Genomic DNA, 24881 nt, shown 5'->3' with positions numbered 1-24881 from the left:
GAAGGTGAGGTCATGTTTTATGCATATTTTACTCGTAGATTATAGCCATCACTTGGCCCGAATTCTCGGACCACTTCTGGAAGAAAGCAAAGCTCCATTTACGATCAAGCATCATGTCTCCAATTCCAGCGAGGCCCTTGCTGCACTGTCTGAACAGGAGTTTAACGTGGTTGTTGTGCATACTGAACAATACGATGCTGCCGGATTGTGGTTATGTCATCATATTCGACAAATAAGTGATATCCCCATCGTGCTGCTCGGGGGCAGAGATCAATTCAGGCTCGTACGCAAAGCACTGACCTATCAGGTGAATGATTATTTGCCAGCCCCCTTCAAACCAGCAGCCCTGCTGCATAGTCTGCATAGGCTTCAGAGCAGGCTTGGGCCAGCTCCAGCAAAAAAACGCCCTGCCCTCAAGCCACCGATTCAGCTTAATGGCAAAGCGATGGATTCCACCCATGTGATCCGGGTTGTCAAAGCTTATGTGCGAGAGCATCTGCATGAAGAACTTACACTGAAGCGCATTGCCGATATGTTGCATTTTAATTGTGCCTATCTCGGGCAGAAGTTCAAAACAGAAGAAAAGATATCCTTTAATGATTACATGCTGCATGAACGTATGAAAAAAGCGAAGCACCTTCTCTTATCCACCAATCTGCGGATTTACGAAATTGCGCTTGAGGTGGGTTATCGCGATATTGATTGGTTCTACAAAAAATTCAAAGTTTACGCGGGCTCAAGTCCCAATGCCTATCGCAGACAAAAGGCCAATACTGCATAAGAAATGCGGTACTTCAGACTATGGCAGCAGATAAACAGCCAACACACGCAGGATAGTAGCTCCTGCGTGTGTTGGCTGTTTTATTTATTCATGTAGGTACGATGGGGCCCAAGGCTGTTCAATAACTGAAGGATGTGCGAGCAGCTGTTATCGCTGTGCTGATGAACGTATGAGCAAAGACTCCCTATACTCCTGCGGGGTCATACCAGTCAGTTTCTTGAACAGCCGGGTGAACGAATGTGCAGATTCATAACCGACCTGAAGTGCGACTTCACGCACCATGAGCTCGTTATCCAGAAGTAGCTCCTTGGCCTTTCGAATACGGCTGTCATCAATAAATTCGGACAAATTAATGCCCATTTCCTGTTTGAAAAACCGTGACAAATATGAAGGATTAAAGTGATGCAACTCTGCCAGCCGAACGAGTGTAAGATCCTTCTCCAGATTGGCCTTAATGTAATTGCATAAACTTTGCACGACCAGATTGGCTCGCTCCTCCTCATTGGCACGCTTGAAATTAACGAGCTCATCAGCCGCATGATACAGATACTGCACGGCTTCCTTCATACAGGGGAAATTGCTTAAATGCAGCAAACTTCGCTGATCTGGCATTCTCTGCTTCAGCCCCCAACGATTAAATGCAGTGTACAGTGACAAAGCCAAATGATAGTACGTTTCCATCGCACGCTCCATCGTCATGTCCTGCTGAAGAAGTTCACCAACGAGCTCTTCAAAAAGCTCATAGAAGGATTGAAAGCGTCCTGTCTCGAGAAAACCCGACATGGCTTCCACACGGCTTGAGATTCGCACAGCCTCTTTTGGAGTCGCAACCCAGGGCTCCTCGTAGCTATCCATTAATACCATGGACACACCATCCCCGATTCTCATCCACTGCAGCAAGCGCAGACGCTCGTATTGTCTAGGAATTTGACTCCAGTCACATTCATGTCCGCTGAATGTAAACGTAATGGATACCCCAAGTGAAGCAGCGCAAGATTCCTGCACAAGCTCGAGTGTGCCCTCGATGTATCGGGCAAAATGTTGATCTGCTGTTCCCTGCTCACTCTTGGGCTGCAATAACCAGACAACATCTCCATAATGATCCGTTATGCTGACACATTGTGTATGCTTTCCCAATAGCGATGCTCCAATAATACGTACAGAGGCTTGAATGCCTTCTTGCTCCGAGACGGATTCATGCATGGGGTTGGAGCGTCCCAACACCAGATATATGGGGGAATTCAGCTTCAAATCGGTAGGAATTCCCAGCAGAACTTGCTGTATTTCATTCAATACCCCTGTAGCTGTCCCCTCCTGTAACAGCTTGCGGAGCATCTCATCCTGCTTGAATGCAGTCAATCGCGAAGTAATCTCGCGTTGCTGCTGTAACAGCTTGTTCATATCATGACTCTGCCTGATCTCTTCCATGACCTGAGTCACAACATGCATCACTTTGTCATATCCTTCCGTTTTGAGCAGGTACCTTACGTTATTCATCTGAAAAGCTTTATAGGCATATTCAAAATCACTGTGCCCTGTCAGGAAAATAATTCGACATAGCGGCCAGCGGCTTTGGATCTCTTCGGTTAGTTCCAGTCCGTTGACTCCAGGCATCCGAATATCCGTGAGCACCATATCAATTCTTGAACGCCGCATCCAGGACAGCGCTTCTGCGGCCGAATAGGCTTTGCATACATCCAGCTGGTCAGGCATATGTCTGGAAAATGTTTCATAGAGGCTATCTGTAATGATTTCCTCATCATCCACGATCAGAAGACGATACATTCGTTTTCCCCTTCCTTCCATTGGATTCGAATGACAACCTTGAGTCCATGTAATTCGCTTCTTGTCAGAAACAGACCACTTTCAGGTCCAAATGTCAGAACAAGGCGTCTGTGAATATTCATGAGTCCTGTCACGTCATCCGTAGTTGAATCGTTATGCAAGAGCTGCTGAAGCTTCTGAATATCCTCTGGCTGAAGATCATTTCCGTTATCCTCTACAACAATTTCCGCACAGGATGAATGCATCTGGAATTGAACACGCAACAGCCCCTCAGCCGTATTTTTTTCGAGACTATGTTCATAGGCATTTTCAATAATGGGTTGAATGACAAGCCGTGGAACCTGAATTTGCTGCATTTCTGGCGGAACCTCTCCAAAATCAACCTTGATTCGTCTGGAAAAGCGAAGCTGCTGAATCTCGGTGTAGATCCGGGAATGGTGCACTTCTTCTTTCAGTGGTACATGATCTGTTCCATTCCGTGTAATGAAGCGAAAATATTCACCAAGCATATTCGTAAATTGCTCGATTCGATCCGTCTCCCCCGTTCTTGCAAGCGAGTTGAGAATAAAGAAACTGTTGTAGAGGAAATGAGGATTGATCTGAGATTGGAGCTGCTTCAGTTCAGCTCGCTGCATCATCATCGTTTGCTTGAAATCACGGTCAATCAGCTGCTGCAGATTTTCAATCATGTGATTAAAGCGGGCATACAGGAAACCGAATTCATCTTTGCGGTGATGCACGATCGGAATATCCAGCACACCACCCTCCATCTTTTTGAATCTCTGCACCAGCAGCAGGAGCGGAATATGAATTAACTTGTACGTAGAATAGAGATAAGCTGTAATGGCGATAAAGGATGTAATGGCAAATACCCAGGCCCATTTATAAAATTTGCTAAGCGGTTTCGTGACCATCTTCTCAGGTAAATACGTTGCAATGGATAACCCCAAAGGCTCCATATGATGCTGGTTGACATAGTACAACGTGTCCTCCACGGTGACCTCGAAGCTATCGAGTGAGTTCTTTTGACTATATTCCAGATAATTGTCGAGAATGATCTTTCGTTCTTTTTGATCCGAAATAGCAAAACCACTGTTTTCTTCAATGAGAAGAGAAGCACTCTCTGGATACAGATTAAGCTGAGTAAGTTCATTCTGAAAAGCGGCATTATCCAGCTCTACCTGAATAACAAACAGCGGTGCATCTCCCATTTTACCTGTTAATCGTACTGCACTCAGATTCAGGGCATTATCTTTTACTGTAAATCGAGTCCCTTCTCCCTGGGGATGTGAACTGAAAAATTCATAAGAGGACTGATTGTACTCATCAATGCCCTGCACCGCAGAAATGCTCTTGTTGACTGCAGGAATATGTACGTACACGTTCTTAATATACGCGCTGCTGTTCTTGAAGCCGGCAAGCCGATCGGATAAATAATTTAACGTCTCACGTCTTTCAATCTGGCCCATATTGTTCCAGAGGATCGCAAGCCGGTTCAGCTTGCGGTCCTCAGCAATATCAAACTGCTGCAGCTCCATCCATTCAATCTCCCTGCCCAGCTCATTCGCATATTGACTGAGCCGCCTCTCTGTGGACAAGGAAATTTCCTGACTCGCTGTATCATAACTCCAGTGATATAGGTAAACGCCCAGCAATATTAATGGAATAACAAAAACCAGATAGGTCATAATCAGCCGTGCAAATATACTGTTCAACCACGACTGGGCCGGTATCTTGAACAACGTGCTCCCCCCCTGAATTCAGTTCAAGGATACCTGCTTTAATACGATAAAACAAACGCTTGGGTTGAACGCGCAGCAGTCGTGTTGTACCATGCGTTCACCTCTGCTGTAATTTCTCTTCCCCCTAGCTCAAACCAATCTGCCACGAATTGATCAAACTCTTCGATTGGTGACCCATGAATGATGTTCATATACGCTTCAAGCTGAAGATCACGCAGGATTTCTTGTCGGTCAACCATCGTTTCAGTAATTCCACCAGTGAATTGGTCGTATAACAGCTGACCACTCTGTTCATAATGGTCCGCAATGCTAAAGGCACCTGTCGGCCCGTAGGTTTGTCTCCAGCCCCACCCACTCTGCAAGCCCTCCGATTCATAAGCTGCTATTCGCTTGTGAATCGCAAGCGCTTCATTCTCCAGCCCTGAGAAATCACCAGAACTTCTTGCGTCACGGATATCTCTGTACGCGTCTATATTTTTGGTGCCAGGAAACGGCGTAACCGGTGACAGCATCCATACAGCGCGGGAATCATCATTGTAATACGTTTCATATTCCGCTTTCTGTCCCCAGTTTTTGTCCAGATGCAAATTCATGAGTTTGACAACGACCTCGGGACTCGTAAACCCTTTTCTCACAGCAAAATAATGTCCTGTATTGGAACGCAGCGGTACAGCCCTATCCCGACCTTTCTCGGCCACAATAGGATAGGCCTGCCATTCTGCTTCAGGGTCCTGCTCGCGAGTGGATTGGATAACAAATGGGGTCCATTGCTCCCCATAAAGCATGCCAATTTTCCCTTGCTGGATCAGCCGATATTCCTTGCTTCCGTTTTTGTATGCAAAGTCTGGATCAAGCTGTCCATCCTTGTACATCATCTGTAATTCTTCCAACGCCTTACGCACCTCAGGCTGAATACCCCCATACGTCAGCTCTCCCTCTTGATTTCGAATCCATATGTTCGGAAAAGCACCGTAACCGGCCATGAATCCAGATACGCCCATAACGGGGTCCCAAAGATAACTCGTTAGAGCCAGGCCGTAACTATCCTGTTTTCCGTTACCGTCAGGATCACTCTTTGTAAACGCTTTCGATATTTCAAGCACATCTTCCATCGTTTCCGGTGCATGCAGGCCCAATTTATCCAGCCAATCCGTTCTGATCCACAGATACTGTGCTGTCTCAATGGATGAAGAGGACTCCGGGATCGCCATCAGCTTGCCGTTAATTGTTGCTGCATCGAATGCACCCTTGCCTTCGGCCTCCAGAATACTTTTGGTCAGTGGTGAAGCATAATCACGATATACGTCTGTGAGGTCTTCGATCAGATTAGCATTGCTTAGCTGCCTGAGCTGGTACGGGTTCACCTTGACCACATCAGGAAAGCGTCCGGCAGCTAATGAAACACCCAGCTTTTGATTGTATACATCGCCTGTTGCAATCCAGTCATAACGAATTTGAATGCCCAGCTCCTGCTCATACAGTCGGGTCCAGCGATTATCTACCAGCGTCTCACCCGGAAGCTGATCAATCATTCGCTGCAGATCCTCCCCTGTTTCCCTGACAAAAGAAACCTGGATGGGCGGTGAATACGCCCTCTCCAAAGCGTCCTTCTGCTGTTCGGAAGAAGAAAATGTTTGTCCTGAATCCCCTTGTGTGTGTCCAGCAGGCATACATACCGTCAAAATAATGATAATGGTCCATCTTGTTTTGTACATCCACCGCTTATGCATGATGACATGCCCCCAGTTTGTTTGAATGAACATTCATTATCTGTATTGTCATTTCATTATTTCAATTCATCATCCAGAATTGTTATTATTGTACAACATCTTATCGCCTGTGAGTACGAAAAAGCCGCCGGTGGGCGACTTTTTATCGACTATTTTGCAATGCATTTTATTGCAGGAGTTCATATTCGAACTTTGAAAAGTCAGCCCGTCCACCAATCTCTTGTGTGGAGTAAAGGAACAGCCCTATTCTACAGCCCATAAAATGATCCAGCTTATAGACCATTTTGTGGGCAACACCAAGGCTTCTCCACTCCGTTCCGTCAAGATAGGCAAAACGGCATTCATCTTGATTTTCCACAAAATTGGCCGAACCCTGCAGCGTCACAACCGCACCCTGAACAGGAATACGAGCATGCTCTGTCGCAGGCGCCTGATCAATCAGGTTTCCGAAAATACTGGAATCCTCACTCTCTCTTGATTGCATAACAAGATAATATTGACCTGCTTCCTTGGTAAGTGCAATCAGACCATAGGTGCCGATAAGGAAGCATAGTCCAGCATAATCACCGTCGTTCAGCCCGCTACCGTCAAGTGTTATACGGGCCGTATACGCTGGACCCATCGAACGCTGGGTTAGTGTATTGACCGCAAACGTCAAATTTGGACTAAGCTGACCTGTACGAATCCGGTACACACCCGGAGCCTCGGTAACTGACCACAACTCATCATGCGGGGTGTGATTCCATTGCCAAACATCACTTAGTCGAGCCTGTCCCCGATCATCCAATGAATATTCGAAGCGATCGCTTGCCACCAGTGGCTTGTATGAATAATCAGGTCTTGTACTGACAATATTCACTTGTTTCGGAGCTTCTTTGGCAAAAACAGGTACGCCTTCTATGAAGCTCACGGGAACCAGCACCGGAATTCGTCCGACCGCACCATGATCCTGAAACAGCATACCATACCACTCTCCATCCGGTGTATCCACAATGCCGCCTTGAGCGACTCCCGAGTTGAAGTACCCCATGTCATCGTCAAACACTTCACCGCCAATAAATGTTCCATCCAGCGAATCAGCCCGGTAGCAGGCTTGTGTTCTGCGTCCGGCCGCCTTGGTCATATGAATCAGAAATACATAGTAAATGCCATCAATTTTATAGAAATGTGCACCCTCGTAGCCCAGATAATGCGGCTGATGATCCGTCACAATGATGCGGTGCCTCCCATCAGGCTTTGGCCCGGACAGATCCGCGTTTAATTCGGTCAGATGAATCTCTCTGTTCCCATGCACCAGATACACCCGCTCGTCATCGTCAAAAAACAGCGAGCAGTCGTGATAGAATCCTTCCACAATCTGTTTATGCCACGGTCCATTAATCTCATCCGCGGTATAGAGATACGTCTGACGAGTATCATTCGCCACAAAGATGACGTAAAATTTGCCATGATGATAGCGCAGCGAAGCGGCCCACATGCCTTTGCCATAGATCTGCTTGCCGTTCTCCAGCCGCTGCGCTGGCGTATTGTCCAGTCTGTCATACACATAGGTAGCCGTCTCCCAATGTATGAGATCATAGGAACGCAGAATGACACAGCCGGGCATCATATGCATGGTTGTACTTACCATGTAATACGTATCCTCTACCCGAATGACATCTACATCCGGATAATCCGCCCAAATGATCGGGTTTGTATGCATGCTGTCATATACCTCCTAAGCCTTTTCAAATGTCCATTGTTGCAAAAGAATACACGGGTTGCTGTTCGGATGGTTTTCCGCCGACTTCAATACAAGATACAGATCATGAACACACGCCGCACCTGTAATCGAAGTCGTGCCTTCCATCCATTCTTGACTGTCCTCAGCTGCAGGAATATGCACACTACCGATCAAATTTCCATCTTCGCTTCCCAATCGAAGCTCCAGTATACCTGCACCGCCAAGACTGCGTAACGATGCGGTAAAAGCAGCCGCACCTTGCTTGCCAAAATCGACACGCGACAGAGCAATCCAGCTGCCCGCATGCAGCTGACTAACCAACGGATTCGGCTCAGGCTCACGGGACTGGGTCTGGTCGTTCTGTTGCAATTCACGTGTGTTCACCCCGGCACTCCAGCCTATTGTGGAACCGCTAACAATATGAAACGGGTCAAGCGACTTCAGCTGCTCCACCCCTGCGTAATCTGCGTGGATAGCCTTGATTCGGCCGCTCGTCTCCTCATACTCTACCAGATTTAAATGTGTAGAACGATAACCTTCGGGAATATCCATAGCCTGACACAGCGTTTGCGCATGATAAGCAATGTACCACTGAGCTCCAAGCGGGAAAATGGCATGGTGATTGTTGCCGCCAATTCCAAAGAAATGCCCCGGATTTTTCAAAATGGTTCCCTGATATGTCCATGGACCCATCGGATGCGTACTCGTCATATATGCGATTTCCCCCGGCGGCGGACTATCTTCATCACGCTCCACCTGAAAGAAGTTCGAGCAATACGTATAGTAATATATGTTTTGATGCTTATGTATGCCTGAATTCTCAAACATAAAGGGCGCAGGGATGACTTGGGCACTCCCCTCAACACTGACCATATCTGCTCCAAGTCGCATCACTCGCGCTGTGTCCGGTCTCTGAGGCTTTCCTTCAGGAACACCTCCGCCAAAATAGAGGTAGGCCTGATTGTCATCATCCACCAGCACAGCCGGATCAAATAACCAAGTGACGTCTTCCACCCCAGGGGTCGCTCTTGTCACCAACGCTTTCCCGATCGGGTCTGACCAGGGACCGATCGGGGTTGGAGCACTTAATACACCAATTCCACTTGCGTTATTGGCAAAATACAGATAAAAACGGTCTTGCCCGTTAATCAAGCGATGTGCCGCTGCCGGAGCCCACGATTGTGATGCCCAGGTAGCCGCCCCTTCTGGCCCTGCCACCTTGATCTCTCCGTGATCCGTCCAGTTCATCAGATCCTCCGACGAGATAACCGTTATTTTGTTAATGGACTGATAGCTATTTTTCTGAGGGATTTCATCTGCATCATATTCCAGCTTATCACTTGTCATATACAGATAGACACGATTGTTGTATACCAGCGCATATGGATCAGCACCGAATTTGTGAGCCACTAAAGGGTTAGCGTTAGGGCGAAGCTTGCCAATCTCCCGCTGCTCAATAGCCTGCGGCATCATTTCATTATTCATCTCGTATTCCTCCAGAAAATAGAATGAATCTACCTGATAGTATTCAACTTCAATGAGATTGTGCAACTTTTGGGCATAACAAATAGAGAGCGTTTGCAAAACAAACGTCTTCGTGATAGGATGATTACATTTTAAGTGAACCTGAATCCAATTTCATTGCGTTGTTTGCTTGATTTATTGCGTGAAATGACAGGAGGTGCCTACATCAGATGTCTTCTGAGTACTTTTATGATCCCATTCAGCCTGAATTGTTATACCGTCATCCTTCAACGTCATATAAGCTAGAATCCAGTTATCATCGGCATAATGCATACGAAATCTTTTTATTTTTGAAGGGTCATGTGCATTTCTATGTTGATCATCGCTGTTATCCCATGCGGCGCGGAGATCTTCTTGTCATCTCTCCCGACGAGATGCATCGCACGCTCATTCTGGATGAAACGGAATATGAACGCATCACCATCAATTTGAAGAAGACATATGTTTCCCAGCTCTCTACCGTGCTGACCAATTTGTTGTCCTGCTTTGACCATCGTCCGCAAGGTACAGGCAATATTATTCATCTGCAAGATGATCAGTTAAACCAGCTACTCTATTGGACCCAGCAGATTGAGCGTTATGCTTCATATAATATATTCGGTGCCGATGTCAGAACCAATGCAGCCATGGCGCATATGCTGGTCCTGATCAATCAGTGGTTTCAACATAATACCTTCGTGCCTCAGGATATTATGCCAGAACTGGTGCGAAAAACGATGCAATATATTGATAAACATATTACTCAAGATATTACTCTCGGCATACTGTCCGAAGAATTCTACATGAACAGCACTTCAATAAGTCGACAGTTTAAAAAGCATACCGGGCTAACCCTTCGTTCCTACATCCTGGGTCGGCGTATCGAATTAGCCAAGCTGCATCTTCGAGATGGCATGAGCATTACCGATGCCTGTTACCAGTCGGGATTTAGTGACTATGCCAATTTCATTCGAAGCTTTACCAAAATTGTAGGCATCTCACCAGGAAAATATATGAAACAACGGCGTGAAGCCGAAGCTTCCCCGTTTAGCCAGCAAATCATACCCAACAACATCATGCCATAAACGGCTTGGTGTTTTTTGTTGTGAAAACGTGTCTTCGACGTATAAAAAATGACAAAAGTCACCTGATCCAGATTACTTTGTTCACTTCTGCTTGATGACCAAATCCTGGATACTGAATGTAAACCAATCCAAGAAGAGGTGTCTACTATGAATGTCATTTCCTTATCCATCTCATTACTCATCGTGTTATTGATTCTAAGAGGGGTTATCCAGGGCAGTCAAAAGCCGCTGCATGAGTCAGGGCGCAAGCTGTTAATCCCGATACTCTATATCGCTACTTGCTTGTTTGAACTGTTCGACCCCGCACTGGTGCTTACATCAGGCAGAGTGCTTAGCTCCATTACAATCGGCGCCGTTCTGTCCATCCCGTTAATTCTGGTGACATCATTCGAACGCCGATCAGATGGATACATGTATTATGAAAAAAACCTTTCTCTTTATCTGCTCATTATTGTTATTTTTTTCATTCGATATCTCGATTTGCTGTTCATAACGGATATTGATGCCAAAACGATGGGTTTTCTTAATAATCTCATTGCCCTGTCATATATTGGAATCTGGCGAGTAGCAAGTTTCATGAAATTTCAACATGCGAAGTCTCAGCCTCTCTCCGTGAGAATTGATTTATTGTCCAAAACGGATTAACATTAGAAGCATTGTCATCGTTAAAAGGAGATCTGAACATGCTTTTAAGAAAATGGCTGTACCCTCTGTTCATCCTGTTATCCGCGCTGCTGTTTGCAGGCTGTACCTCGCAGCTCGTATCCAATACCAGCTCTGGCACGGCTCACATCTCGAAGGAAATGGGATTTCAGGAGGTTGCCGATTACATCAAAGAGCACCACGAGCTTCCGCCCAATTATATAACCAAGAAAGAAGCGCGCACACTGGGCTGGGAGCCGAGTGAGGGCAATTTACAACAAGTGGCCCCAGGCAAAAGCATCGGCGGGGATGTATTCAGAAACCGTGAAGGCTTGCTTCCTAACAAAAAAGGCCGAATCTGGTATGAAGCGGACATCCATTACAAAGGCGGGAAGCGCGGAAGCGACCGAATACTGTATTCGAGTGACGGTCTGATCTATCAAACGACGGATCATTACAAGTCATTTCAGGAGATTAAATAATGGAGGAACGTATGCGGATCATTGAGATTGACGGGCGTCAGTTACATAGCCGTGAAGCGCTCCATCAGCTGCTACAGGACAAGCTTCAATTGGGCGAACATTATGGATGCAATCTGGATGCCCTATGGGATGCCTTGACAGGTGAAGTGCGTATGCCACTAACGATTCACTGGAGCTTTCTGGATACGACGAGGGAACTGCTCGGTGATTATGCAGATCAGGTCGTTGAGGTTATGCACGAGGCAGAGCAAGAGGTGGATGGCTTTACACTGGAATTAAGCTCATAACCAATAGGCAGCCCGCGGGCTGCCTATTTCACTATTTCATATTCATCATTGATTTAAGAATGATCTCCCTTTACTTATGGCTGAATAACAAAGGTTGTCACACTCTGGGCAGGGAGGTTTGCTGTGAAGCCATTGCCTGATACCTGCAACGGAGAACCTGCGGCCAAATTACGTGTGCTGTCTGTAATCCAGGAGGACACCGTGGAGGTCACTGCCTGCTGCACCGTGAAGCGTTGATTCACGACTGAGGTATTTTTGTTAATGGCCACAATAACGATTTTGTTGTTCTCTCCTTTATATGCCGATACATATACGCCGTTCACCGGGTTTTTGGTTGCATCTACCCGAACATCGCCTGGACGAACAAACTTCGAATAGTGCGCCATGCTGTAACCCCGTTTACTGATCGTGCCGTCCTCTTTAATTGGACCATAGTGTCTGCGAATGTACCACCACACATAGGTCTGGAAGTTTCCTTCAACCATTGCGTTGTACATATGCTCAGCTACACCGAGCGCCTCAGGCCAACGGTCTGCGGAATTTGTCTCGCTGTTCGGATAATACACTTCGGTCATCCAAAGCTCTTTTCCTGCTCCCTTTTGTTCAAATAAAGGATAAGGGAAGTCGCTGTATTGTGTGCCGTACGTATGTGCACCGAGAATATCCATATTAGCTAACGCTTGGGGATCATTAAGCAACGGGTCTGACATCGTTTTCACATAAGAAAAGGATTCTGGTGCAATGACCCGGTTGTTGATGGAACCGGCATTTTCCTTCATAAAGCGCAGCATTTCCTCTGGAGACCACCATGTCCAGTCATGCGCATAATCAGGCTCGTTTTGAACGGAGATGGCGTACAGATTAACCCCGTTATTTTTCATAAATGTATCAAACTCATTCAAATATTGCGCATATGCCTCATACTTGTCGTATTTGAGACGTTTGGCCTGTGTATCCTGCACAAATGCAGTCACATTGATATTGTCGAGGTTCGGTCCACCTGTTCCTGTCGTCACAAACTTTAAAGTGCTTGTACCGTTCACCATCGGCACCTGAATCGACTTTTCCTTCCACGTACTTCCGCTGCCTGTAGCTTCAAATGGTACGCTGCTCAGTGCTAATGAACCGTTGACGTAGACATCCACATTACTTGTGCCGGACGGCAGCGAATAACGAATCTTGATGTTTTTGGTACCCGTGCTGCCAATCAGAATGGTATTAAACTGAGCAGCTGATCCGCTCGGATTTTGGAACGAGACATACCCCGTACCCGTGTATCCTGTAAAGGCCGTGTCTACCGAAGCACCTCCAGATAGCGTTGTTGTGGATTCGGCTTCATACGTTGAACCACCGCCCGAGCTCATGTTCAGCGTGAAAATTTCCGTCATATCACTCGGCGGATTCCAGGGAGATGCAAATACGATCGCACCATGCTCAATCGCTTTTTTCGCCGTTGCTACTTCCCGCTGCCAGTTGTTCTTGTTCTCATCAATCGGGATTCGCAGTACGGAAAATCCAAGCTGATCTGCCCCGTTGCCAAAAGCGGTTTCCCGCTCAGCCGCAGTAAGATCACCAATCCAGCCGGAATGTGTCATGCCGCCAAAACCGCGTATCGTTTGTTTCGTTGAAGATGTATTAACGACAACATCATTAGCTGCCATGACATTGGAGGATACAGGAACATAAAATAATGGTAATGCCGTTACCGCAGCCAGCATGGTGCATAATGATTTTTTGATCAATGAATTCACGTGTTGGTCATCTCCCGACGTATATGATTTGAAGCTGGTTCGTAAATGTGAAGCCTCTGCACAACTCCCTGCTCCACACCTGCTCTAACTTAATCCTGTACCTAACCCTTCACTCCTCCAATCGTCATCCCTTGTACAAAGTATTTCTGCAGGAACGGATACACCATTAGAATCGGTACACTGGCAATAATCGTCATGGTTGCCCGAATGGAGGTTGGTGTGACGGCAACGCCACTATTATCGGCAGATTGATACACATCACTTGCTGAAGAGGTTGCCGAAGTGGTCGAGGTTTGCAGAATCTTCATTAATTCATATTGAAGTGTACTTAATTCCTTGTTAGACGAGTTATATAGAAAAACATCAAACCAGGAATTCCACTGACCTACAGCTACGAAAAGAGATACCGTTGCCATCGCCGGTATTGTTAACGGCAGAACAACCCGCATAAACGTCGTAAATTCTCCAGCTCCATCAATGCGAGCCGATTCCAGAATGCCTTCAGGCAGTCCTTCGATAAATGAACGAATGACAATCATATTAAATACACCAATGACTCCCGGAATGATATATACCCAGAACGAGCCAATCAGACCGAGATCACGAATTAGCAGGTAGCCTGGAATCAATCCACCGCTGAAGTACATTGTGAACACAAAGAACATGGTTACAAACTTGCGAAGCACGAATTCCTGACGACTGAGGGTGTACGCGAGCATTGCAGTACAGAATACAGATACAATGGTACCAATGATCGTACGAAGCGCCGAGATCAGCGTAGCATGATAGATATCGGATTCACCAAAGATGTATTTGTAGTTATCCAGTGTCCATACCCTCGGCCACAGATATATGCCCCCGCGAATCGCATCGTTGGCATCATTCAGTGAAACAGCAATCATATTGATAAACGGATAGATGGTAACAATCATTAGACAGATCATGAAAATGATATTAAATGCATCAAACGCACGGTCCCCGGCGCTGCTGTTCCGCAAGCGGGATGATTTTGCTTTTGGCATGGCCTAGGCCCTCCTCTTAGAATAGTCTGCTCTCTCCCATTTTCTTGGCGATATAGTTGGCGGTGAACAGGAAGATGAAGCTGACCACCGTTTTGAAAATCCCGGCTGCTGTACCCAAGGAGAAGTTCCCCAGTCCCAAACCATACTTCAGGACAAAGATATCCAGGTTTTCTGAATAATCCATGTTCATTCCGTTGCCCAGCAAATATTGCGGTTCAAATCCGGATTCCAGAATGCTTCCCATATTCATAATCAACAAAATGACGATAACCGGCTTTAAGCCTGGCAGTGTAATATACAGCATGCGCTTGAATCGACTCGCCCCATCAATCTCTGCTGCTTCATACTGGGCAGGATCAATGGAGGTTATGGCTGCCAGATAGATAATCGTGTTCCACCCTACATCCTTCCATACCTCAGTGGCCCCGAGTATGCCCCAGAAATACTCCCCTTTTCCCATCCAGAGTACAGGACTGTCGATCAGATGAAGCTTCGTTAGAATAAGGTTAATGACACCATCTGGAGACAGTATAGTGAGCACAATGCTTGAAGCAACAACCCAGGAAATGAAGTGAGGCAAATAACTCACCGTTTGCACAAAACGTTTGAAAATAATGTTTTTGAGCTCGTTTAAGAGCAGTGCCAGTGTAATCGCGGTGACAAAGCCAAGCACCAGCTTGATCGAGCTCATCACCAGTGTATTTCGCAGCACACGATAGAACGTGTTATCCTCAAACAAGGTTTGGAAATGCTTCATGCCTACCCACTGCTGATCGGCGAAAGCTCTTGCCGGTTTGAAATTCTGGAAAGCCATCGTCCAGCCCCATAACGGCAAATATTTGAATATAAACGCCCAGATCACGAAGGGAATACACATAAATGCCAAGGTGCGCTGCTGTAACAGCCGTCTATAAAAGGTGTTCTTCTGTTCCCCTTTGTTACGATGGACTGGTGGAACAGATGGAAGGGATACATTTGGCTTCTCCATGATGCAGATACTCCTTTCCCCATGCTGTTATTCGTGCGCGAAGTCGAAGGATGTTCCGTTGATGCATTCCCGTTTCTTCAGCGCACGCAACAGTTTGTATGTTCTGAATTGCTCTGATTAACCCTTATGAATTACCATTTACCTGCAACCCGGTTCTGCACAACTTCGGTGATCTTTTTCTCGTAACCCGCTTTGTCCAGCTTGTTGAACTCAGCCATATAATCATTCCAAATCTTATCGAAGTTTGATGGCGCACCGAGAATCATCTCAGGCAAATATTTACGCTGCAGGTCGTCTGATTTCGTAGTAAAAACCTGCTCAGGCGAGCCTTGCTCCAGAGCGATAGACCATGCCGGGAACCATGGACGCTCTTCCGGCTTGTTGAAGAGTTCACTAAATGTTTTGATGCCATAGGCATCCAGGAATTTTTTATCTCCTTCGGTGTAGGTTGATGCAACAACTTCTGGCTGGTTCCCCGGACTGAATGCGTTTCCATCCGACAGAGTAGACTCTCCTCCATAACGAGGCCAATCATTGCTGAAGTAGGTGAAACCGAATTTGCGGCCCAGCTCCACGTCATCATGTATTTTGCGCTGCTCGTCGTTGGCATAATAGAAACGGCCTTTTTCATCCACACTGTAGGTTTGATCCTTGATGCCCCATTGAATGAGAATCTGATTCTCTTCTTTGAGCAGATTGTCAAAATACTTGATAATCCGTTCCGGATCTTTCGCATTTACGGTAATTCCGGTTGCATAGTTGTTTACAAACCCCGGAGGATCAATGTATTGATCCTTTATGCTACTATCGAAGACGATGGGAAGAGGCGCATAACGCTTCTCATCAATGCCTGCTGCGAGCAGGTTTTTGGACGCATCTCCGATCTGCCATGCATAGTTAAAGTAACCGAGAACACGGCCTGAGGTCAGTTTGGCAAGATACTGGTCCTTGTTCATCGTGAATGATTCCGGATCAAGCAGCCCCTTCGCGTTAATCTCATTCAGCTTTTTGATCCATCGTTTCTGTTCTTCCGTTCCGGCAACCGTTCTAGCTACATGGGTTTTCGTATCAACCATAACGCCGCCGTCATTCGGATATCCCGCAAGGTGCATCGCTGGATTCTGCAGTGTGAAGAAGTTGTTCGCTACGCCCGCGAGAGAGACAAAGCCGATCGTTTCAGCCCCGTCAACGGTTGGATGCTTCTCCTTGTAGTCCTCAATCAGGTCGAAATATTCATCCAGTGTTGTAATCTTCGGATAGTTAAATTCCTTCAGCACAGAACGTTGAATCCAGAACGCCCCGCCCCCGACATTTGGACTTCCTGAATACTCACCCTGATTCGCCGTATACGGAAGCGCATAGATTTTGCCATCCTCCGGATTTCTCATTTTGTCAAAGTAAGGTCCGTATACCTTTTTAATGTTTGGTCCATATTTCTCGATTAAATCATCTAGCGGTATGTAAGCACCCGCATCCAGCAACTTCGACATTTCTCCACTGGAAGCGATGACATCCGGGTAATCTCCACTTGCAATCATGACACCCGCTTTGGTCGCGCTATCGCCTACGAGATATTCCATTTTCCAGTCTACGCCCGTCTGCTGCTGTAGCTCCTTGCCAATCGTCGTTTCACTAGCTAACGTGTCCTTCTTCCCTGAAGAGAACATATAATACGAGAACGTTACCGGACTGTTATCATCCTTTTCTGCTGCAGGCGAGGCCCCCGGAGAGGAGCTGCTTGAATTGCACCCGGCCAGAAGGGATGCCAGCAGTACAGCTAAGCCTGTCGTTTTCAAAAGCGGTTTTAACATGTGTTGTATTCCCCCTTTTTTAATTAAGCGTTGTCTGTAAGCACTCTCAATATATCAAGATAACGCTTTCATAGTTACCTACAAAACTGTACTTTGTTCTTTAAAAAGTATATCGTTCCATTATTCTCCTTTACATTGATCATGCTCAAGTGGAAGTTTGATATGGATTGTTGTTCCCCTGCCTTCTACGGATTGTATGGACAAAGAAAAGCGATCCATATAACAAAGCTTCAAGCGGCTGTAAGCATTTTTCATGCCAACATGTTCGCCCATATCCACATTCTGATCCAGATAAAGCAGCAATTCTTCCAACCTGGTAGCAGACATGCCAATCCCATTGTCCTCCAGCTGGATATGCAGCTCATGCCTTTCTACACGTACGAACAACTGAATGAAGCCCTCCCCTGGGGTGGACTCGATTCCATGAATACTCGCATTCTCTACAAATGGCAGAATAACCATCTTGGGAATCCGATATTTTAAGGCAGCCTCATCAGCCTGAACATGATACTGAAGCTTCTCTCCAAAACGATATTTTTGAATTTGCAAAAAGCTGTCGATGAGCTCCAATTCTTCCTTTACAGTCACTTCATGCTGGTTCCAGCTGATGGACTTACGGAACATTTTGGCCATATGGTGCACGATTTTGGCGGTTTCCTTCTCTCCTTTAATCAGACTCCGCATCCGCACAGATTCAAGTGTGTTAAACAGAAAATGTGGATTAATCTGACTATGAAGCGCATGTAGCTGAGCCTGCTGCTCTTTCAGCTCCAGGTCCTTTTTTTGAATATCCGCAAGGTATACTTCATCAATCAGATCCCGAATCGTCTCGGTCATCCGGTTAAATTCGGTAGTCAGCTGCCCGATCTCGTCTCTGGCATCCTCAGGCGGGATCGTCTGAAAGTTCTGGGTTTTCACCTTCTTCATATGTTTCAGAATCCGCACCAGCCTGACATGTATGGATCTGGACATCGCCGCAATAATGATTGTAGGCAGCACAAAGTTGATACACGCCAGCCAGACTACAAAAGACCTGGATTTGCGTACCTCCTGCAGCACAGCCTCTTCATCCATAACCCCTTGCAATGACCAGCCTTCCAGATAGTTAATGCCGGAATAGACCCGCTCAAAACGAATCGTCTTGTTGGGAAACTCCATATTGCCGTATAGCTCTCCGACAGAAGCCGAGCCTGAACCGGAATGGCTAGCAAACCGGATATACCCTTTCGGATCAACCAGATACACACTGCCATCAAAGCCGCTGTTGCGAAACTGTTCTTTCATCAGGTCCATGTTAAAGTCAATTTTGAGCAGCTGCTCAATTCCACCGGTATCACTGTTGTTCAAGCGCTGTACAAGACTTAACTCCTGATCGGCTGAAATCAAGGTTGGATAAGGCGCAGTGTGATCCTGCAATTTTTGATACCAACTGGACTTGCGAACAGCCTCGTTCAAATGCTCAATGTATCCGGAGGACAAAATGGTCGGGTTGTCTGTATACACCTGATACCAGCGAATGCCTTGGCTGAGTTGGCCCGATAACTCGCCTTTGAGATAGGAATTGTAGGCCCTTATGTACTCCGAATGGCTGTCAAAAGAACGGGATAACGTCTCATTAAATACGGGATCGGCATAGAGCGAATACGATAGTCCTACCCCCTGATCAATCGTAACGCGCAGCTCATTCTTCAGATTGTTTAACGCTACCCCTGCATCACGTGTTTTCTGACTGCGAATATTGGCAGTTGTCACCTGATAAAAAGCAATATTGGTAAAAACAATCGGAATAAACACGGACAGTACATACATCAACAGCAGCTTATCCCGAAGCTTCATGTAATTTGGATTCCAGCGCATCACTCGGCCCCCCGCAGTCCTTCCTCTTTCAGCAGATTACGATAGGCTGTAGGAGTCATATTGACGATTTTTTCAAACTGTGTCACAAAATAATCGGCATTCTGAAATCCGATGCGAGCAGCCACCTCATACATTCTCAGATCCGTCTGACGTAACAGCTTTTGCGCCTCCTGAATGCGGAGCTGAAGCAAGTACTCGTTAAAATACTGATTATAGCTTTTGCGAAATAGCCGCCCCAGATAGACCGGATTCATGTAAAACTCGGCGGCAATGCTTTTAAGGCTAATATTCTCTGTATAATGGGAATCAATATATCGTTTGATCTTGTTGATATCCCCCTTGGACTGTTCGGTACGTAGCTGTGCAATATATTGCTCCGCTTCCTCAAGTGCAGTAACAAACGCTTCCTTGAGAAGACGCAGGTTCCAGCCATCCTGCCCTTGCTCCGCCAGTGACTTGAGCTGCTGCAGTCCCGCCTCACTGCCGCCCATCTCATGAACTACAGCCAGAATGCCTGTCATACAGCGCACAAGTGAGCCCGTCACTGCCTGAGGAGAGAAGCGGCGGCGATGAAACAGCTTGAACATCTCCTCTACCACGGCGTGACAAGCAACGCGATTGCGCTCTTCCAGGCTCAAAATCAACGGATCGACCTCTTCGTGATTTACATTAAAAACGTATAATGGCTTGTCCTTTATGTCGGAATAACGAATGACGTTCCCAGGCTCTGCAAATTTATGTCGGGATGCTTCATCAGCTTCTGCATAAGAACGTGGTGCATCACTCATGTCATTTACCATCGTGCCAGCATAGAGTGCCACATCTGCATGCAGCTGCTCACTTAATCTTTTCTGTATTTTCTGAAGATGCTCTTCTGTGTCATCTGTACGACGCTTCTGGTGTGAATCTCTCCATAGAAGGATTAAGGTAAATCTGCCTCGCTGCTCCTCGATAACGTATACATTGAATAGCTGCCCTCCTGACGCTTGCAGCAAATCGTTAATATGCTGCACCGTAATATGTCTCATCTCGGTCCCTATCAAAATTTCGATTAACACAATCATGATTGACGTCTGACGGTCCATACCCAGCATGTCCGCATAACGAATCTGATCCTCCTTGCATACCTGTCCCTTAATGATCTCTTTTAACATAATGCGACTGGCCTGTTCTTCTGCCAGAAAGGCATGCTTTCGATTGTTTCGAATCAAGTCAGCTGATTTTTGCAGCGTTGCCGTCATCTCTTCATCATCAATCGGCTTCAGAATATAATCCTGCACACCGTATCGAATAGCCTGTTGAGCATACTTGAAATCATGGTATCCGCTAATAATGATAAAAACCGGTTCCATTGTTGGCGAATTTGCTATAGCACGGATTAACTCCAATCCATCGAGGATGGGCATTCGAATGTCCGTAATAATGATGTCGGGCTGCAGGCATTCCGCTTTTTTTAGCGCTTCGAGTCCATTCTCTGCCTCTCCAGCAATCTCCATACCCAGACTATGCCAATCAATCAGCTCATACATTCCTTTGCGAATATACATTTCATCGTCAACCAGCAATACTTTTAACATGATGCCCTCCCCTTTCCAGTTACAAAAAAATAACCATCTGCTGTAAATCATCTTCAGACGGAATACGATAAGACTGCTGGGCTAGAGCGTATCTTGATACCTGCTGAAGTGTATCTTCTACTGCCTTTTCACCCACTGCAGCGTCGCTTTCCTATGACGTGCCTCGGCACGCCTGCGAAGAACGTTCTGGCTTGGAACGAAAATCCGGCAATATCTGCTTCCTTCAGCGTTTGCAGACACGCCCTAGTTATCTGGCTAAAATAATCAGCAGCTCAAAAATATGTACCCATATAATAGTAAACGCTTACATTTAGCGGCTGATTTGCATGAGATTGCTTCCATTCTATAGGTTGTTATCACCATTTTCAATGCGTAAATGATTCATTTTATTGCGCGAAACTACACTTGCCCTGATCAAAACAAAAAAAAAGAGCGAAACATCCCGGATCAGTACCCGGACGTTTCGCTTAAAAACGAAGCAAAGCATACTCACCAAAACTTCGATAACAGAAATACGCTCCAATCGCTTTTTTTACTTATCGCATTAAAATAAATTTGCGTCTGTGTCTGTACCATGTCGCCACTCAAGCTGTCAGTGAGAGCTGAACTCGCTCCCTTTTAACGAAATCAAATGCTGCTCATGCTGAAAATTTAGCTCAATCTGCTGTGCCAAATAAGAAACCGTAACTGTCGTAGCTACACTTGAACGCAGCGTAGCTGAGAGCAGTTCCCCATCCTGCCATTCCATATCTACCTCAATTCCTCCACGAGCCCGTAACCCCCGCACGATACCCGCTGGCCATGCCCCAGGCAGTGCTGGAAGCAAGCGAATCTCACCCGCATGACTTTGTAGCAGCATCTCGGCAATACCTGCCGTACCGCCAAAGTTACCATCAATCTGAAACGGCGGGTGATCACAGAACAAATTCGGCAGCGTAGAAGATCGCAGTAACTCTACAACGTTATCATGTGCCAGCTCCTTCTGCTCCAGTCTGGCCCACATGTTGAGAATCCAGGCACGGCTCCAGCCCGTATGCCCTCCCCCATGCTGAAGTCTGCGATCCAAAGTAACCCGAGCCGCCTTGGCCAGTTCAGGAGTTGTGCGCGGAGTGATCTGTGAACCTGGATGCAGCGCAAACAAGTGGGAGATATGCCGATGACCTGGTTCAAGCTCCTCATAGTCATTGCTCCACTCCTGAATCTGTCCATGCTTCCCGACGGCAATGCCCGGAATACGCGATAATGCCTCTCGTAACTGTACAACAAACGATTGATCCAATTGCAAAATATTCGCGCTCTCGATACAACGAATAAACAGCTCGTGAATAATCTGGTTATCCATAGAAGCCCCATAACAAAGTGCCCCTGACTCACCATTATCTAATATGTAAATGTTCTCTGGTGAGGAGGAAGGACATATGACCCAATTCCCCTCCGGGTCCTCCACAAGGAAATCCAGTACAAATTGGGCCGCCTCTTTCATCGTTTCATAGGCTTTCGACAAAAAAGCCGTATCCCTGCTATATGCATAATGCTCCCACAGATGCAGGGATAACCATGCGCCACCCATCGTCCAGAAGGTCGATGTCAGGCAGACGTCCTGCGGTGCAGAATCCGCCCATATATCTGAATTATGGTGCGCTACAAATCCCCTGCATCCGTACATCCGGCTAGCCGTTTCCCGCCCCCGCACCTTCAATCTGTCGATAAAATCAAAAAGCGGGACATGACACTCTGCCAAATTGCAGCTTTCTGCCAGCCAATAATTCATTTCGGTATTGATGTTAATCGTATACTTGCTATCCCACACTGGGAGCATGTCCTTATTCCATATGCCTTGCAGATTCGCAGGCAATGAACCGGGACGACTGCTGGAGATGAGCAGATATCGTCCAAACTGAAAATACAAGCTGACCAGTTCAGGATCACTGGCTCCACTCTGAAGCCTTGCCAAACGCTCATTTATGGGCAGATGGATGTGATCTCGATCCGTTTCTTTTCCTTCCAGATGCAGTTCGACACGTCTGAACAAGGCTTGATAATCACTCATGTGATCTTCAAGCAGCTGCTCATATGATTTGGCAGCAGCTGCTTCTATTCTTCGCATGCACTCCTTTACAAGCTCTTCCTTGCCATAGCGAAAATCAGTGCAGGCTGCAATCAATACAGTTGCCGAATCAGCATGATCAAGCGATATCTGTCCACTTGAATACCGAAGCTCCCCCCCATGATGTATAACCCGAATGGCACAGCAGAAGCGGACTCCATCTTCACCACCACTTCTTCCCGAGATGATCATATCACCATTGCTGCCCTGTTCGATTCGGTCAAGGAGCGACTGGAAGCCAACCGGATGTCTTAATGCACCAGATAACGGTGACCAGTTCAGCACGGAGCCTCTCCCGAATAGTGCAGTGAATGACAGCCGGCCTGGCACGTTGGTAGATAGATGAACAGCCATGACCTGATCTGGATAACTCGAAAAATAGTTACGTTTATACGTTGCATTGCCACTAATGTACTGCATCTTAACGAGCCCCTGCTCCAGATCAAGATGCCTCTGATAATCCGAGATTTCCTCATTCGCAGCATGCATAGCAAGATAGAAATCACCCAGCGGCTCGTAATGTCTCTGCCCGTCGGGTACACCCACCAAGGAAGTAAGTGCCAGCTCTTCTGCCTGGCGAATCCGGCCATGAAACAGCAGCTGCCGTATTTCATCCAGAGAGTCAAGCGCCCGTGGATTGTTTCGTTCCATTGGCCCGCCGTACCACAGGCTGTCTTCGTTAAGTTGCACTCTTTCCAGATGTGTTCTTCCGAAAACCATGCCACCAAGAGTACCATTTCCAATCGGTAATGCTTCCTCCCACTGCTGAGCTTCGTTGTCAAACGTAATTTTATTCAAGTTCATCCTGCACCTCCACTGAAAAATGCTTCGTCCGTTGCGAAACTAATATGGACAGCGTAGTCCCTCTAATCAGTTTACCTGCTCCATCAGCATGGAAGAATGTAGAAAACTAACCGAAAGCTTCACAATGTTAACCTGTTCGATCTTTAGTGCTGCTTCTGCAGTTGAAAACGCTCTTTTTTGTTAGACTACATCACCGCCATACAGCCATTTTATCTGTAACAAGATATAATGGAGCATATGCGCATCAATCATCAGGAGGAACCTCATGGATATTATAAAAGGCACGTACGGCTTTCGCTTTGCAGATGATCGTGAACTCGCTCTGTGCAAACTGTATGCAGCGGGGTGTGATGTCATCACCGATTCTTCATATTACTGGGACGGGCTGGAGCGCACGGATGGCCCACTCCTTTTATTTCAATACACTTTTTCAGGAGAAGGCATCTTTGAAAATAACGACCGCTCATATCGCGTCAGGGCTGGACAAGCTTTTTTGGCGGAAATTCCTGGCCCTCATCGCTATTACTATCCTGTCGATGCCACTGAGCCATGGCATTTCATTTTCCTGTTATTTCGGCCTGATCTCATCTCCGCTCACTGGAGGAAGTTTAAGGCAGTAGCAGGCGAAGTGCCTTCTTTACCTACAGATTCAGCGCCAATCCGCCTGTTGCGCATGATTGTGACCGATGCTGCTGCGGGACGAATTACGGACCCGCTCATCGCTTCATCAAGTGTTTATCAATTCATGACCGAACTGGTTCGGCTCCAGACGACAGCGCGTCATAATCGTGAGAATTGGTCTGAGCACATTCGCCAAGCCGCAGCTTACATCGAGAGCCATTACGCCAGCATGATCAGTATAGATCAGCTCGCAGAACAAATTTCACTGTCCAAGTATCACCTGATCCGCAGATTTTCGGCTAGCACCGGCCTCACTCCCGGCTCGTATCTTACCCGCATACGAATTGAAAAAGCGATGGAATTGCTGCGCGGCACAACACTCAGTATTGAACAGATTGCAGCACAGGTGGGCTATTCAAGCGGCAGTTATTTTATTAAAGCTTTTCGGGGGCTGACGGGACTTACGCCTGGAGATTTTCGAAGCGGCGGTGAAAGTCTGGTATATCGCAAATTATTCTTTGACTAACCGCAATATATTGCTACTAAAGGCTCAACATTACTGTAGATAAACATATTTCTCTTC

At 46.6% G+C, this 24881-nt stretch carries 17 protein-coding genes and 3 pseudogenes; 6 read left to right on the top strand and 14 right to left on the bottom strand.

From position 1 onward, the window contains the following. Positions 1-19: 19 nt before the first annotated feature. On the top strand, positions 20-781 hold the full coding sequence (locus DFQ00_RS16170) for a helix-turn-helix transcriptional regulator (protein WP_110897530.1): 762 nt from the start codon (positions 20-22) through the stop codon (positions 779-781). A 147-nt stretch (positions 782-928) separates the two neighbouring features. On the opposite strand, the gene DFQ00_RS16165 is transcribed toward DFQ00_RS16170, so the two are convergent. The 5 genes from DFQ00_RS16165 to DFQ00_RS16145 form a co-directional block, all read right to left on the bottom strand. Next, entirely contained in the window at positions 929-2566 is a 1638-nt protein-coding gene (locus tag DFQ00_RS16165; protein WP_110897529.1) for a response regulator, read from the bottom strand. Then, entirely contained in the window at positions 2551-4308 is a 1758-nt protein-coding gene (locus DFQ00_RS16160) for a sensor histidine kinase (RefSeq protein WP_174812087.1), read from the bottom strand. Before DFQ00_RS16160 ends, DFQ00_RS16165 begins: the two co-directional genes overlap by 16 nt. 38 nt (positions 4309-4346) lie before the next feature. After that, positions 4347-6038 carry an extracellular solute-binding protein gene (locus tag DFQ00_RS16155; protein ID WP_110897528.1) on the bottom strand — a complete coding sequence of 564 codons (1692 nt, stop codon included), beginning with the start codon at positions 6036-6038 and terminating at the stop codon, positions 4347-4349. 166 nt (positions 6039-6204) lie between these two features. Continuing rightward, positions 6205-7740, bottom strand: a complete 1536-nt coding sequence (locus DFQ00_RS16150) for a glycoside hydrolase family 43 protein (RefSeq protein WP_110897527.1) — start codon at positions 7738-7740, stop codon at positions 6205-6207. Between the two features lie 15 nt (positions 7741-7755). Next, a complete protein-coding gene (locus tag DFQ00_RS16145) occupies positions 7756-9246 on the bottom strand; it encodes a glycoside hydrolase family 43 protein (RefSeq protein ID WP_110897526.1) in 1491 nt (496 codons plus the stop codon). A 209-nt stretch (positions 9247-9455) separates the two neighbouring features. Between DFQ00_RS16145 and DFQ00_RS16140 the strand changes: the two genes are divergently transcribed. From DFQ00_RS16140 to DFQ00_RS16125, 4 genes are all read left to right on the top strand, one after another. Further along, positions 9456-10349 carry a helix-turn-helix domain-containing protein gene (locus DFQ00_RS16140; RefSeq protein ID WP_110897525.1) on the top strand — a complete coding sequence of 298 codons (894 nt, stop codon included), beginning with the start codon at positions 9456-9458 and terminating at the stop codon, positions 10347-10349. 147 nt (positions 10350-10496) lie between these two features. Beyond that, positions 10497-10994 (top strand): CcdC protein domain-containing protein, encoded by a 498-nt coding sequence (locus DFQ00_RS16135; protein WP_110897524.1) that lies wholly within the window; start codon positions 10497-10499, stop codon positions 10992-10994. A 38-nt stretch (positions 10995-11032) separates the two neighbouring features. Then, positions 11033-11473: a ribonuclease domain-containing protein gene (locus DFQ00_RS16130; RefSeq protein ID WP_110897523.1), complete on the top strand. Its 441-nt coding sequence runs from the start codon at positions 11033-11035 to the stop codon at positions 11471-11473. Next, positions 11473-11760, top strand: coding sequence for a barstar family protein (locus DFQ00_RS16125; protein ID WP_244213872.1), 288 nt, complete (start codon positions 11473-11475; stop codon positions 11758-11760). Before DFQ00_RS16130 ends, DFQ00_RS16125 begins: the two co-directional genes overlap by 1 nt. A 74-nt stretch (positions 11761-11834) precedes the next feature. On the opposite strand, the pseudogene DFQ00_RS29860 reads toward DFQ00_RS16125, so the two are convergent. From DFQ00_RS29860 to DFQ00_RS16090, 9 genes and pseudogenes are all read right to left on the bottom strand, one after another. Continuing rightward, a pseudogene (locus tag DFQ00_RS29860) lies at positions 11835-12716 on the bottom strand (glycoside hydrolase family 30 beta sandwich domain-containing protein); the annotation flags it as partial. An 18-nt stretch (positions 12717-12734) separates the two neighbouring features. Further along, positions 12735-13124: pseudogene (locus DFQ00_RS29855) on the bottom strand (carbohydrate-binding protein); the annotation flags it as partial. Next, positions 13125-13478, bottom strand: a pseudogene (locus DFQ00_RS30400) (carbohydrate-binding protein); the annotation flags it as partial. 134 nt (positions 13479-13612) lie between these two features. Continuing rightward, entirely contained in the window at positions 13613-14533 is a 921-nt protein-coding gene (locus tag DFQ00_RS16115) for a carbohydrate ABC transporter permease (protein WP_110897521.1), read from the bottom strand. A gap of 16 nt (positions 14534-14549) precedes the next feature. After that, positions 14550-15521 carry an ABC transporter permease gene (locus DFQ00_RS16110; protein WP_110897520.1) on the bottom strand — a complete coding sequence of 324 codons (972 nt, stop codon included), beginning with the start codon at positions 15519-15521 and terminating at the stop codon, positions 14550-14552. Between the two features lie 131 nt (positions 15522-15652). Further along, positions 15653-17332 (bottom strand): ABC transporter substrate-binding protein, encoded by a 1680-nt coding sequence (locus DFQ00_RS16105; protein WP_110897519.1) that lies wholly within the window; start codon positions 17330-17332, stop codon positions 15653-15655. 120 nt (positions 17333-17452) lie between these two features. Continuing rightward, a complete protein-coding gene (locus DFQ00_RS16100; protein WP_244213871.1) occupies positions 17453-19189 on the bottom strand; it encodes a sensor histidine kinase in 1737 nt (578 codons plus the stop codon). Beyond that, positions 19189-20766 carry a response regulator gene (locus tag DFQ00_RS16095; protein ID WP_167433746.1) on the bottom strand — a complete coding sequence of 526 codons (1578 nt, stop codon included), beginning with the start codon at positions 20764-20766 and terminating at the stop codon, positions 19189-19191. Before DFQ00_RS16095 ends, DFQ00_RS16100 begins: the two co-directional genes overlap by 1 nt. Before the next feature lie 592 nt (positions 20767-21358). Further along, positions 21359-23677, bottom strand: coding sequence for a glycoside hydrolase family 95 protein (locus DFQ00_RS16090; protein WP_110897516.1), 2319 nt, complete (start codon positions 23675-23677; stop codon positions 21359-21361). A gap of 265 nt (positions 23678-23942) precedes the next feature. Between DFQ00_RS16090 and DFQ00_RS16085 the strand changes: the two genes are divergently transcribed. Next, on the top strand, positions 23943-24824 hold the full coding sequence (locus DFQ00_RS16085) for a helix-turn-helix domain-containing protein (protein WP_110897515.1): 882 nt from the start codon (positions 23943-23945) through the stop codon (positions 24822-24824). Positions 24825-24881: the final 57 nt, after the last annotated feature.

This window comes from Paenibacillus barcinonensis (genome assembly GCF_003217495.1).
GTDB classification, from domain to species: Bacteria; Bacillota; Bacilli; order Paenibacillales; family Paenibacillaceae; genus Paenibacillus; species Paenibacillus barcinonensis.
This window is presented reverse-complemented; position numbering and strand designations above follow the sequence as displayed.

Coding starts and splice junctions, on each gene's coding strand:
- DFQ00_RS16170 (WP_110897530.1), top strand. CDS start 20: ATGCATATTTTACTCGTAGATTATAGCCATCACTTGGCCCGAATTCTC.
- DFQ00_RS16165 (WP_110897529.1), bottom strand. CDS start 2,566: ATGTATCGTCTTCTGATCGTGGATGATGAGGAAATCATTACAGATAGC.
- DFQ00_RS16155 (WP_110897528.1), bottom strand. CDS start 6,038: ATGCATAAGCGGTGGATGTACAAAACAAGATGGACCATTATCATTATT.
- DFQ00_RS16150 (WP_110897527.1), bottom strand. CDS start 7,740: ATGCATACAAACCCGATCATTTGGGCGGATTATCCGGATGTAGATGTC.
- DFQ00_RS16145 (WP_110897526.1), bottom strand. CDS start 9,246: ATGAATAATGAAATGATGCCGCAGGCTATTGAGCAGCGGGAGATTGGC.
- DFQ00_RS16140 (WP_110897525.1), top strand. CDS start 9,456: ATGTCTTCTGAGTACTTTTATGATCCCATTCAGCCTGAATTGTTATAC.
- DFQ00_RS16135 (WP_110897524.1), top strand. CDS start 10,497: ATGAATGTCATTTCCTTATCCATCTCATTACTCATCGTGTTATTGATT.
- DFQ00_RS16130 (WP_110897523.1), top strand. CDS start 11,033: ATGCTTTTAAGAAAATGGCTGTACCCTCTGTTCATCCTGTTATCCGCG.
- DFQ00_RS16125 (WP_244213872.1), top strand. CDS start 11,473: ATGGAGGAACGTATGCGGATCATTGAGATTGACGGGCGTCAGTTACAT.
- DFQ00_RS16115 (WP_110897521.1), bottom strand. CDS start 14,533: ATGCCAAAAGCAAAATCATCCCGCTTGCGGAACAGCAGCGCCGGGGAC.
- DFQ00_RS16110 (WP_110897520.1), bottom strand. CDS start 15,521: ATGGAGAAGCCAAATGTATCCCTTCCATCTGTTCCACCAGTCCATCGT.
- DFQ00_RS16105 (WP_110897519.1), bottom strand. CDS start 17,332: ATGTTAAAACCGCTTTTGAAAACGACAGGCTTAGCTGTACTGCTGGCA.
- DFQ00_RS16100 (WP_244213871.1), bottom strand. CDS start 19,189: ATGCGCTGGAATCCAAATTACATGAAGCTTCGGGATAAGCTGCTGTTG.
- DFQ00_RS16095 (WP_167433746.1), bottom strand. CDS start 20,766: ATGTTAAAAGTATTGCTGGTTGACGATGAAATGTATATTCGCAAAGGA.
- DFQ00_RS16090 (WP_110897516.1), bottom strand. CDS start 23,677: ATGAACTTGAATAAAATTACGTTTGACAACGAAGCTCAGCAGTGGGAG.
- DFQ00_RS16085 (WP_110897515.1), top strand. CDS start 23,943: ATGGATATTATAAAAGGCACGTACGGCTTTCGCTTTGCAGATGATCGT.